This window comes from Rufibacter sediminis, from assembly GCF_014269285.1.
Taxonomy (GTDB): Bacteria; Bacteroidota; Bacteroidia; order Cytophagales; family Hymenobacteraceae; genus Nibribacter; species Nibribacter sediminis.
Map to the genome: position 1 here is coordinate 166528 of NZ_JACOAF010000042.1, position 12625 is coordinate 179152.

A 12625-nucleotide genomic window follows, 5' to 3' on the forward strand; every position below is an offset into this window, starting at 1 on the left:
CAGCAACCACCTCTCATTTTAAGGGTATTTTTCTCAAACACTATCTATTCCTCAGAAAAACCACCTTTCAAGAAGAACCTTTTTTCAAAAAATAGCCCTTTTTTGAAGACGCCCATTTAGCGGTATATTTGCCAGGTGAAACGAATTCTTGTACGATCTCTCAGTTACTTTTTCTTCTGGACGCTCTTCTTTGAGATATGCCGGGTAGTTTTCCTCTTTTACCAGCACGCCAAGGCTTCTGCTTTGACATCGGGTGAACTGGCCAAGGTTTTCTGGTACGGTCTCCGGATGGATCTTTCGTTCGCGGCGTACCTGAGTCTGATTCCCTTTCTGCTCTTCCTGAATGAGGTGGCGTTCAGAAAGCCTGTCCTGCTGCGGGTGGTGAGCGTCTACACCTATGTTTTGCTGCCGCTGGTGGCTCTGCTGGTGACCATTGACCTGGAGCTGTACTCGGCCTGGGGGTTTCGGTTAGATGCTACTCCCCTTCAGTACTTAAATACCCCCGCTGAGATGCTGGCCTCCACGGCATCGGCCCCAGTCTGGCTGCTGCTTCTGGCCTTTGTGCTACTGACAGGTCTTGGGGTAGCCGGGTTCAAGTGGATCAGGAGCAAGTGGGAAAACTCCCCCAAGCGCAACATGCGGCACCTGGCGGGCGAGCTTTTGTTCTCGCTTTTTCTTTTGGCCTTGCTAGTGCTCCCGCTCCGGGGCGGCTGGCAGCAGATTCCGCTGAACCAAAGCGACGTGTATTTCTCCCAGAAGATTTTCGCGAACCACGCGGGCGTGAACGTGCCCTGGAACGTGATGCACTCCGTGATCAAGAAAAACCACAACACCAAGAACCCTTACCAGTATTTAGAGGAAAAGCAGGCCCAGGCCCTGGTGCAGGAACTGTACCAGCCCAAGAGCGATTCAGTTGCCTCTTTGCTGCGGGTGAAGCGGCCTAACGTGCTATTTATCATCCTGGAAAGTTACACCGCCAAACTGATTGGCGCTTTGGGCGGTCCACCCGAGGTAACGCCTAACTTCAACGCGCTGGCCAAGGAAGGAATCCTTTTCCAGAACATCTATGCCGCCGGTGACCGCAGCGAAAAAGGTATGGTGGCGCTGTTGAGCGGTTATCCCGTGCAAACCACCACCTCTATTATAAAGACGCCCAAAAAGACCGAGCGGCTGCCGCAACTGGCGTCTGAGTTGAAGCGACTGGGCTACCGCACCAGTTATTACTACGGCGGCGAGTTGGCGTTCGCGAACATCAAATCATACCTCATCAACGGGCAATATGACCAGCTGCTGGAAAAATCAGATTTCCCCAGCGAAAACTACAATTCCAAGTGGGGCGTGCATGACCACATTCTGTTCGACAAAGTCTTAGTCGATCACCAGGTTCCCAAAGAGCCTTTCCTCACCACCATCTTCACCTTGAGCAGCCACGAGCCCTATGACATTCCGAGGCCGGCCGCTTTCAAGGGCACCGACGAAGTGACGCAATTCAAAAACTCCTTCCATTACACCGACTGGGCCCTCGGCCGATTCATCGCCGCCGCCAAGAAACAGCCGTGGTGGCAGAATACGCTGGTGGTGCTGGTGGCGGACCACGGCCATCCTTTCCCGGGCCGGGACCAGAACGATGCCCCCAGCAAATTCCGGATTCCGTTGCTGCTCACCGGCGGAGCGCTGGCCGTGAAAGACTCGGTTGTCACAAACATCGGTTCCCAGACGGATCTTGTGCCTACCCTGTTGCAGCAGATGGGCGTGCCCACGCATCAGTTTGCCTGGAGCAAGAACTTGTTGGATGCCAAAGCTACCCCGTTCGCGTTTTACGTCTTCAATGACGGGTTCGGGATGGTGACGCCAAAGGGCACCGTCACCTTTGACAACGTCTCCAAAAAGCCCATCCTCCGCGAAGCCGGGGTGCCGGACAAGCAGATCGAGCAAGGCAAAGCCTACATGCAAACCAGTTTCGGGGATTTCCTGAAGAAGTAACTCCTTGGGCGTTTAGGGGCTCTTTTTAGAAAAACAGCCCCAAAACAGGATTGAGAAGTAGAGATGTCGTATTTCAACCCTATTCTCCGTATCTTTGCCCCCTGATTATGAAAAAGGTAGCTTTCTATACACTAGGCTGTAAGCTGAATTTCTCTGAGACCTCAACCCTGTCGCGCATCTTCCAGGAGCGCGGGTTTGAGAAGGTGGAGTTCACCGACACGCCCGATATATACGTCATCAATACGTGCTCCGTCACTGACAACGCCGACAAGAAATGCCGGAAAGTGGTGAAGGAAGCTTTGAAGCATTCGCCCAACGCGTTCATTACCATTGTGGGCTGCTACGCTCAGCTAAAGCCGAAGGAAATCTCAGAGATACCAGGCGTTGACGCCGTGCTCGGCGCCGCCGAGAAATTCCAGCTGGTGGACATTCTGGAGACCTTTGAGAAAAAAGACGCGCCGCAGGTGCACGCCAGCGCCGTTTCTGAGGCCAACACCTTCGTGAACGCCTATTCGTTCGGGGACCGTACCCGCACCTTCCTGAAAGTACAGGACGGCTGCGACTACTCCTGCACGTTCTGCACCATTCCGCAGGCGCGGGGTAAGTCCCGGAGCAACACCATTGTCAACGTGGTGAAAGAAGCGCAGGAAATTGGCCTAACCGGCGTGAAGGAGATTGTGCTCACCGGCGTGAACACCGGCGATTTCGGGTTGCAGGAAGGCGTGCGCGTGGAGAATTTCTTCCAACTGGTGCAGGAACTGGATCAGGTAGAGACGGTGAAACGCTTCCGGATTTCGTCCATTGAACCTAATCTGTTAAGTGAAGAGATCATCAAGTTTGTGGCAGGTTCTCAGCGGTTTATGCCGCACTTCCACGTGCCTCTGCAGTCGGGGAGCAACAAGATTCTGAAGCTCATGCGCCGCCGTTACCTACGGGAACTGTACGCCCAGCGCGTGGACTGGATCAAAACTGCTATGCCGCACGCCTGCATTGGCGTGGACGTGATTGTGGGCTTCCCCGGCGAGACCGAAGAAGATTTCCTGGAGACCTATAACTTCCTGAACGAGCTCAACATCAGCTACCTGCACGTATTCCCGTACTCTGAGCGCGCCAACACGCTGGCCATTGACCTGCCCGGCGCCGTGCCGCAGAAAGAACGCAACCGCCGCGCCGACATGCTCCGCATCCTGTCGGAGAAAAAGAAGCGTGCATATTATGAGAGCCAGATCGGTTACGAAGGCAAAGTCCTCTTCGAGGCTGACATCACCGACGGGTACATGGAGGGATTCACCGAAAACTACGTGCGCGTGGTGGCCAAATATGACCCGGTGCTGGTGAACGAGGAAAAGCACGTGCGCCTCACCAACATCACCCCGGCCGGCCTCATGGAAGCCGAAGAAACGTATCATGAACTTCTTGCACATTAATTTTCGCCTACTAAAAGAGCCCCTAAACGCAGTGGCCCGGCTTTCTTCTGAAGGCCGGGCCATTGCGTTTAGGGGCTCTTTTTCTGAAATCAGGGCAAAACCAGCTACCCTAAATTGGCATCCGGCTGCGCCAACCCACCTTTCCGGGCCATGCGCTGCGCCAGCATACTGGCAATGATGAGTTGCAGGGCGTGGTAGAGCATGAGCGGAAGCAGGATAATGCCCACCGTGTTGGCATCTGGGAACAGCACCTTAGACATAACCGTACCGTGCACCAATGATTTCTTGGAGCCGCAGAACATGGCCGTGATGCGGTTCTCCCGGCTGAACCCCAGCAGATGACTGATCATAGACGTAAGCCCCGTCACCACCAGAAACAGCGCCACCATGGTCGCACCCAGCAGAAATAAATCCAGCGCGCTGAACCCCGCAAACATGTTGCGGGCGAAGGAATCGCAGAAGGACGAGTACACGATGAGCAGGATGATGGTCTGGTCAAAGAGCCTCAGGCGGCTTTTCTGCGCCTCGGCAAAGGCCCCGAACTTCCGGTTCAGCAGAATACCCAGGGTCACGGGCAGCACCACCTGGAGCATGAGTTTCAGGATCACGCTCGTGAGGTCCATATCGGCGGCGGAGCTGGTGCTGGTGAAAAAGCTCATCCAGACGGGCGTCATGAACACGCCAATGAGGCTGGAAATGCTGGCGTTGAAGATGGCCGCCGGAATGTTGCCGCCCGCAATGGACACCATCACCACCGATGAAGACACCGTTGACGGCAAGGCTGCCACGTAAAACGCACCCAACCAAAGTGCGGGCGTGGCACTGTTGGGCGCCACCGCGTGGCTCCCCCACACCAAAAGGGGGAACAGCAGAAACGTGCTCAACTGCACCACCAAATGCAGTCGCCAGTCACTGAGGCCTGCTTTCAGTTTGGCGGGGCTCAGCCGCAGCCCATAAAAGAAAAAGATAAGCGCTACGCCGTAGGTGGTAATTTCTTCCAGCGGCAAAGGTCCGTTTTCCTCCCCCAGTTCCGGCCACAGATAGGCCAATACAATCATAGCCAGAAGAAACAGCAGAAAGGTATCCAGCCCCACGCGCTGCAAAAGTCCCTGAAGGCTATACTTGTTTTTAGGGGTGCTGGCGGAAGTGGCTTCTTTCATGTGCGGCTTAATTGATTAAAATGCGGAGCTGATGAACGGTTCAAAGGTACGAAGGGCAACTTACTTCTGCCTCAGCTTCCCTTACCCCACCTCGCTGGCAAAGGTTTTCTTCCTCCAGGCCTCCATTCTTGAGAAGAAGTAACCATCGGAAAGCTGTTTAGGGGCTCTTTTTCGGAAAAGAGCTCTTAAACTTACGACTAGTCTTTTCTTGCACTTTCGTCTGACCTGTAGGTTTCATTCTCATCCACCCTCAACGTGGTGTCCGCTTTCATCATATCTCCTGTTCGGTTCTGAACACCAATCGATTCTACACATTTCATAAATACTTGATTTTAAGCATTTTAATAAACGAACTCACTTTTGGTCAGAATCTTGCCAAGAGCAACGAAAACGTATTGCGGAAGGAAACAAGACATCAACTGAAAAGAAATTTGAACACCCAAGCAACCAAAATACAACTCGCTTCATCTTTCTATCCAAAGCGCTTTACCTGATTTTCCTAATCCAACCTCCACCCTTTATGAATCTCCCTTTGCTATGAAAAATCTCTATACCTTCTTTTTCCTCGCTTGCTTTTGCCTCTGTTGTACCTTCCAGGCTTGGGCGCAGACCGGCCAAGGGTTGACCGGAACGGTGGTGGACGCCAAAGGCGAGCCGCTCAGCTACGGCACGGTGGCCCTCATCCGGAAAGGCGATGCCGCGGTGGTAGACGGGGCAGGTGTAGAAGTCAGCGGCCAATTTAAGCTCAAGAGCCCCGCCCCCGGCACCTATTTCCTGAAAGTGACCGCCATGGGCTATGGCACGCTGGAGACTCCCGCCTTTGAGGTGAACCAGGCGGGGTTTCAGAAAGAGTTCGGGAAACTGGCGCTGGCGCAGGACTCTAAAATGCTGAAGGAAGTGACCGTGGAATCCATGCGGCCCACCATCATCAACCACCCAGACAAAATGGTGGTGAGCGTGGAAGGCACCGTGATGGCCGCCGGCAGCACCGCCATGGAAGTTTTGTCTAAATCGCCGGGCGTGTGGGTAGACCAGGACGGGAACATCCAGCTCAACGGCAAGGCGGGCGTACGGGTCATGATTGACGGCAAGCTGACCTACATGAGCGGCAAACAGCTCCAGACCATGCTCCAGTCCATGCCCGCCGACAATATCAAAGACCTGGAGATCATCACCAATCCTTCGTCTAAGTTTGATGCCGAGGGAAATTCGGGCATCATCAACATCAACCTGAAGAAAAACCAACTGACGGGTCTCAACGGCAGCGTGTACACCGGCTACCAGTACAATAAACTGCACGGCTACTCGGCGGGAACCAACATCAACTATAAGAGCGGCCAGTGGAATTCCTTCCTGAACGCCGATTTCGGCCGGAGGACGAACCTACGCACGAACACAATGACCCGGCTTTTCCTGAACGAAGGCCAGCCCACCAGTTTTGACCAGCGCGGTCGCGAGGAGACGTTCCGAAATGTGCCGTCGGTACGCTTGGGCACCGATTACCAGCTGAACGACAAACACAGCATCGGGGTCATGGCCTATGTGATGTCTGTAGACTATGACAATTCCTTCGTGACTGAGACGTACCTGCGCAACAGCAACCCGGTGGAAGACTCGCTCATCAACGCCCGCAACCTGGTTGCCGCCGATTACTTCAACATCACTTTAAACGGGCACTACGCCTATAAACTGGATACCCTGGGCAGTTCCCTGTCCGCCGACGTGGATTACGTGAAAATCACCGACAACAATGACGCGGGGTTCTTCAACCGCGGCCAGTACGTGAACCAGGCGCCACAGCTCCGGCTGGAGCAACTGGGGAGCTACAACCCCACCACCTTCCACATCTACTCGGCCAAGGCCGATTTCACCCGGAAATTCCAAAACAAGAGCAAACTGGAAGCGGGACTGAAAGCCAGTTACGTGGAGTCTGACAATGAACTGCGGTTCTTTTTTGTGGAAGGCCGTAACCAGACACCAGATTCCAAGCGCAGCAACCACTTTATATATAGAGAGAACATTTACGCCGGCTACGCCAATTACAGCGCCAACCTGGGCGAGCGCTGGAGCGTGCAGGCAGGACTACGGGCAGAGCAGACGGTGTCTAAAGGCCGATCTGTGACTCTGAACCGAACCACGCCCCGCCGTTACCTCGATTTCTTCCCCAGCCTGTTCCTGCAGCAGAAAGTCAGCGACAACTACCAGGTGACCTACAACTACAGCCGCCGCATCAACCGCCCGCAGTACGATGACCTGAACCCGTTCATTTTCTACCTGGACCCGCTCACCTGGGCCCAGGGCAACCCGAACCTGCGGCCGCAGTACACTCACTCGTTTCAGGTAGCGCAGACGTTCAAGAAAGACTACATCCTCACGCTGGGTTACGCGCATACCAAAGATTTTATTGCCGAGATTCCGGTGCAGAACAATGAGACGAACACCACCATCTTCTCGCAGCGTAACGTGGATGCTTTCAAAAACCTGAACGGTACATTGGTGGTGCCGGTCCGGATCATGAAGAAATGGGAAGCGAGCAACAACCTGGGCTTCGGATTTCAGTCTTTCACCACCTATTTAGATAGCAACCAACCCATTCTGAACGAGCAGTTCTATTACATGTTCAACTCGAACCACACGCTCCAGTTGCCGCATAAGATCAAGATGGAGCTGAACCTGGGCCTTCAGGGTCCGCAGGCGTACGGCCTCTACACCATTGAACGTACTTGGTGGCTGGACTCCGGCCTGAAGCGTTCTTTCCTGCAAGACAACCTGGACGTGAGCCTCACCGTGACCGATATCTTCAGAACCCGCAAGGTGGTGGGCTCGGCGAACTTTGACGGCAACATCAACGCCTTTGATCAGTACTTCGCGGCGCAGAGCTTCCGGATCAATCTGCGTTATCGGTTCAGCAAAGGTCAGAAGTTTGAGCAGCAGCGCCGTTCCACCAATCTGGAGGAACTGGACCGCGCCGGCGGAGAATAATCACCGTTGCGTTTAGGGTCTGTTTATGGAAAATCAGCCCCTAAACGCTACGGTGATTATTCTCAGGCCTGCCCTCTTCCACTTCAGAAAAAAAATTTAAAGAAAATAGCAACAGTACCTTGCTTTACATAGTACCTTCTTATATCTTTGTTTCATTCTTAGAGACAATAGCACCTAACCAACTTAGCGCCATGGAAAATCTCGCCCTCCTAACCCTCCTTTTTCAGGTCCTGCTGTTCCTGGGTTCCTTTACGCTAGTGGTTTTTGGCTATGTGTACCTGACCTCCAGCCATGGTGCCAATGCTTCCCGCAAAGTGTTCACCTCCCAGGACCACCTGATGCTTTAGCCCTTCGGCTTTTTTTTTCTACATGTACCTTGTATAACCAAGTACTATAAACATTCACCATCCCAAAAATCCACCTGTTATGAAAAAGCTTTACAACTTCCTCCTGCTTATGGCCGCCCTGGCTTTTCTTACCCAGGCCGCCCTGGCCCAAACCTCCGGTTCCCTGACCGGCTTAGTCGTAGATGACAAAGGGGCTCCCCTCAGCTACGGCACGGTAACTCTGCTGAAAACCTCAGACGCTTCCTTTGTGAACGGCACCGCCATTGACTTGGAAGGCAAATTCACTCTCAAAACTCCGGCTCCTGGCAACTACCGTTTGAGAATCAGCGCCATGGGCTTCGCGAACTTGGACCTAGCCTCCTTTGAAGTGACCAGTGCCGGTTTTAGCAAGGATTTCGGGAAAATAGCCCTAAAACAGGATGCCAAAGTTCTGAAGGAAGTAACCGTGCACAACCTGCGCCCTGCCGTGGATGTGCAAGCCGATAAAATGGTGGTGAGCGTGGAGGGAACGGCCATGGCCGCCGGCAATACCGCCTATGACGTGCTGGCCAAATCGCCGGGCGTGTTGGTGGACCAGGACGGAAATATCCAGCTGAACGGAAAGCAGGGCGTGAAAGTGATGATTGATGGAAAACTCACCTACCTGGATGGGAAACAACTACAAACCATGTTGCAGGGCATGCCCGCCGATAACCTGAAGAACCTGGAGATCATCACCAACCCCTCGGCCAAGTTCGATGCGGAGGGCACCGGCGGGATCATCAACCTCAACCTGAAGAAAAACACCATGACGGGCCTGAACGGCAGCGTGTACGGCGGGTACCAGTACAACACCAAATCTGGGGCTAATGGCGGCCTAAATCTAAACCTGAAACAAGGTAAATGGAGCTCCTTCGCCTCCGTAGACTTGGCGCAGCGCCCCAGAAAAAGAACCTTCACCATGGACCGCATCTTCAGCCGCGAAGGCGGGAATTCCACCCTCAACCAGTCTGGAAAAGAAGAAGGAGAAACGTTCAGCCCCTCGGCCCGTTTCGGCACCGACTATGACCTGAACAAGAACCACAGCCTGGGAGCGACATTGAGCTTGAACCACTCCAGAACCAACTCCGGCGTGAACACCAACTCCACCCTTCTGGACCCTACGCAGGCGGGTTTGGTACATAACCAAACCACCACCCACAACAAAGGGCAATTCTCCAATGCCACCTTCAACGTGCATTACGCCGGTAAACTGGACACCCTGGGCACCACGCTGTCCGCTGATATAGACGTGGCCCGCATCCGGGACAACAGCCCCAGCGACTTCCTGAACCTTAAGACCTACGAAGCTACCGGCGAGACAGAGACGGAGTTTTTCGAGACCCTCAACCCTACCTCTTACCAGATTTATTCCGCCAAAGTGGACTTTGCCAAATCGCTGCCTTCTATCAAAGGAAAGTTGGAACTGGGTGCCAAGGCCAGCTACGTGGAGTCAGACAACCAGATCGACTTCTATAATCGGGAAGGAAGCCAGCGTGTACCAGATCCTAACCGTTCGGGCGACCACTTCATCTACGACGAGAACATTTACGCGGCCTACAGCAACTTCAACGCGACGCTGAGTTCCAGATTCACCTTGCAGGCGGGCCTTCGGGCGGAATACACCAACTCAGAGGGCAACTCCATCCCCAACCAGAAAGTGACGCCCCGCTCGTACCTGGACCTGTTCCCCAGCGTGTTTGTGCAGCAGCGCATCTCAGACAACTACCAGATCGGCTACAACTACAGCCGCCGGATTTACCGCCCCAGATACAGCAACCTGAACCCTTTCCGGTTCTACATTGACGCCAATACCTACGCCGAGGGCAATCCGTACCTGAAGCCGGAGTACACCAACTCGTTCCAGGTGACCCAGACCTTCAAGAAAAGCTACAACCTGATCTTCGGCTACGCCCACACCAAAGACGATATTTCTGAGGTGCCCGTGTTTTACCCCGAGGAAAATAAAATGGTCTTCCAGCAGACCAACGTGGAAAGCGAAACCGTGAATGCCACCTTCGTAGCCCCCGTGACCATCACTTCTAAATGGAACATGAACAACAACCTGACCGTGGCCTACCAGAAGTACCAGACCATTGTAAACAAGAAGATCATTGAAAACGCGCAAACCATGTTCTCGGCACAGATCAGCAACAACATCCTGCTTCCCAAAAACTTTAAACTGGAGGTGAACGGGACCTACCGCGGCAAAGGGGTGTTCAACGTTTACAAAACAGATCCGGCAGGCTGGGTAGATGTGGCGGTGAAACGCTCTTTCCTGAAAGACCAACTGGAGGTGAACCTGGCCTTCACCGATATCTTCCGGACCCAGATCATGAAAGGCACCTCTGAGGTGAACGGCAACATCAACGCGATAGACATGTACCAGTTTGGCCAAGGCATGCGCCTGAACCTGCGGTACCGCTTCAACAAAGGCGAGAAATTTGAGATGAAGCGCCGCGCCACCAGCGTGGACGAGGTGAACCGGGCCGGCGGAAATTAATCTTCTTGCCCCCATCTTTCTGAGGCTTCCGATTTATTTTATTAAATTGGTCCCCCAACACCTGATCAGGAGTCCAGAGACAAACCTCAGGACTCCTGATTCATCATTTATCATCTTAATAACTGACTGTGAGCGTATCTAAAAAGCTTGTTTTATTGGCTGTTCTATCAGCTTCCTTCGCCGCCTGTAAGAAAGACCAGGCTGCCACGCCAACCACTGCCGCCAAAACCGAGACGACCACCGCCTCAGAACCGGCTGCTACTGCTGACGAAACCGCCACTCCCGCTGCCACCCCGGCCGCCGAGATTGTTTTCGTGAACTCTGATTCGCTTTTGAACAGATACCAGTACTTCAAAGATGTGAAAGCCCGCCTGGAAGCCAAAGGCAAGCGCATGGAAGGCGACCTCCGCACCAAAGCCACCAGCTTCCAGAAAGAAGTGGAGCAATACAGACAAACCGGTGCCGGCATGACCCAGGAACAAAGAGCTTCCACTGAGCAGCGACTGGCCCAGAAAGAGCAGCAACTGGCCGCCCAGCAGCAGAGCGCGGGCCAGCAGTTAGCCAAAGACGAGAACGATGAGATGAAGAAAATCTACGAGAAAGTAGAAGCCCATCTTAAGAAGATCAGCCAGGAGAAAGGCTACAAAATGGTCTTGACCTATACCCGCGGCAATAGCGCCATCCTCTACGGAGATACCTCGCTGGACATCACCGAAGATGCGGTAAAAGGCCTGAACGAGGAATACAAAGCGAACAAACCCGCTACTAAGAAATAAGCGCTCTTCTTGCGCATAAAAAAAGCCTGGCAGACGTCAGGCTTTTTTTATGCTCTTTTCTGAAAAACGCCTCAAAAACGCCGCCGCCTGATCTCAGCTAACCTGGTGCCGGCCTCGCGGACGTAATACGGGTGTTTGCTGTTCTCCACTACTTGCGCCCCGTAAATACCGGTATGCCCGGAGAACAGGTACGCCACCACGCAGGCCAGCCCGGCATAGATGCCACAACCGGTGCCAAACAGTTCCATGGCCATGAGCGTGCAGGCCAGCGGCGTATTGGCGGCTCCCGCGAAAACGGCCACAAACCCCATGGCCGCCAGCACCTCCAGGGGCAACGGAAGCCAGGGAAACAGCGCATTGCCCAATGTGGCGCCAATGAAAAACAAAGGCGTCACCTCTCCTCCCTTGAAGCCACAGCCCAGCGTAAGCGCGGTCAGGAAAAGCTTCAGCAGGAAATCATACGAAGGCAGCGGTCCGGCAAAAGATGCCACGATGGTGGGAATTCCCAAACCGATGTACTTGGTAGTGCCCAGCAACCAGATGAGAAGGGCCAGAATGGCACCACCAACTACTGGCCGAAGCGGCGGGTAAGCGATATATTTCCGGAACGTATCGCCTACGGCATGAGAGGCCCAGGAAAAGAGCCGGGCGGCCAACGCGAAGCTAATCCCCGCCACCAGGGTGGCGCCTACTGTCCAGAATGTGAGAGCGGGTGCTGCCACCACGGGGTACTGCGTGTGGCCTACGCCCCAGGCGGTAGTCACGGCGTGCGCCACCACCGCCGCCAGAAACGACGGCACCAGCGCATTGTACCGCAGTTGACCTAGCAGGAAAACCTCCAACGCAAAAACCGCCCCCGCCAGGGGCGTCCCGAAAACGGAGGCGAAGCCGGCGCTCACCCCGCAGATCAGGAGCATCTTCCGGTCCCGGGGTCGTAATTTGAAAAGAGGCGTCAACTGATCGGCCATCGCTCCGCCCATCTGCACCGCCGTTCCCTCGCGGCCTGCGGAGCCGCCCACCAAATGCGTCAGCACCGTAGCAATTAAGACCAGCGGCGCCATGATCCAGGGAATCCTTTTAGTTGAAGGGGTTTGGATGCTTTGCAACAGCAAGTTATTGCCCGCTTGCGCTTCCTGTCCCCAACGGTGGTACATCCAGCCAACCAGTAATCCTCCCACCGGTAAAAGCGCGATGATCCAGAGATGACTCTCGCGGTACTCCGTGGCCCAGTCCAGTAAGACCAGGAACAAAGCCGAGGCGCTTCCCGCCAGAGCCCCCACCAGCAGGGCAAGGCCTGACCAGCGGAAAAGGTAGTTGAAGTTGAGCGTTACGTCCAGCAGAAATGAGGTTCTGGCAAAGAAAGAATCAGGAAAGCGTTTTTTGGGGAACGGGGGCATACAATATTAAATGCTCTTTCTTCGGTTTACCG

Annotated in this window: 8 protein-coding genes; 6 read left to right on the forward strand and 2 right to left on the reverse strand. The window is 54.2% G+C overall.

Features of this window, described 5'->3' with window-relative positions; all coding sequences use genetic code 11:
* Window positions 1–135 precede the first annotated feature (135 nt).
* A complete protein-coding gene (locus H7U12_RS22900) occupies window positions 136–1983 on the forward strand; it encodes an LTA synthase family protein (protein ID WP_186640828.1) in 1848 nt (615 codons plus the stop codon).
* Between the two features lie 107 nt (window positions 1984–2090).
* Window positions 2091–3410, forward strand: coding sequence for a tRNA (N(6)-L-threonylcarbamoyladenosine(37)-C(2))-methylthiotransferase MtaB (gene mtaB, locus H7U12_RS18445; protein ID WP_186640830.1), 1320 nt, complete (start codon window positions 2091–2093; stop codon window positions 3408–3410).
* A gap of 104 nt (window positions 3411–3514) precedes the next feature.
* Here mtaB and H7U12_RS18450 read toward each other — a convergent pair whose 3' ends face one another.
* Window positions 3515–4570 carry a bile acid:sodium symporter family protein gene (locus H7U12_RS18450; RefSeq protein WP_186640832.1) on the reverse strand — a complete coding sequence of 352 codons (1056 nt, stop codon included), beginning with the start codon at window positions 4568–4570 and terminating at the stop codon, window positions 3515–3517.
* A gap of 537 nt (window positions 4571–5107) precedes the next feature.
* Between H7U12_RS18450 and H7U12_RS18455 the strand changes: the two genes are divergently transcribed.
* From H7U12_RS18455 to H7U12_RS18470, 4 genes are all read left to right on the forward strand, one after another.
* Window positions 5108–7552: a TonB-dependent receptor domain-containing protein gene (locus H7U12_RS18455; RefSeq protein WP_186640834.1), complete on the forward strand. Its 2445-nt coding sequence runs from the start codon at window positions 5108–5110 to the stop codon at window positions 7550–7552.
* 191 nt (window positions 7553–7743) lie between these two features.
* A complete protein-coding gene (locus H7U12_RS18460; protein ID WP_186640836.1) occupies window positions 7744–7899 on the forward strand; it encodes a hypothetical protein in 156 nt (51 codons plus the stop codon).
* A gap of 79 nt (window positions 7900–7978) precedes the next feature.
* Window positions 7979–10420 carry an outer membrane beta-barrel family protein gene (locus H7U12_RS18465; RefSeq protein ID WP_186640838.1) on the forward strand — a complete coding sequence of 814 codons (2442 nt, stop codon included), beginning with the start codon at window positions 7979–7981 and terminating at the stop codon, window positions 10418–10420.
* 155 nt (window positions 10421–10575) lie between these two features.
* Window positions 10576–11196 (forward strand): OmpH family outer membrane protein, encoded by a 621-nt coding sequence (locus H7U12_RS18470; protein WP_186640839.1) that lies wholly within the window; start codon window positions 10576–10578, stop codon window positions 11194–11196.
* Between the two features lie 71 nt (window positions 11197–11267).
* Here H7U12_RS18470 and H7U12_RS18475 read toward each other — a convergent pair whose 3' ends face one another.
* A complete protein-coding gene (locus H7U12_RS18475; protein WP_186640841.1) occupies window positions 11268–12593 on the reverse strand; it encodes a voltage-gated chloride channel family protein in 1326 nt (441 codons plus the stop codon).
* Window positions 12594–12625 lie beyond the last annotated feature (32 nt).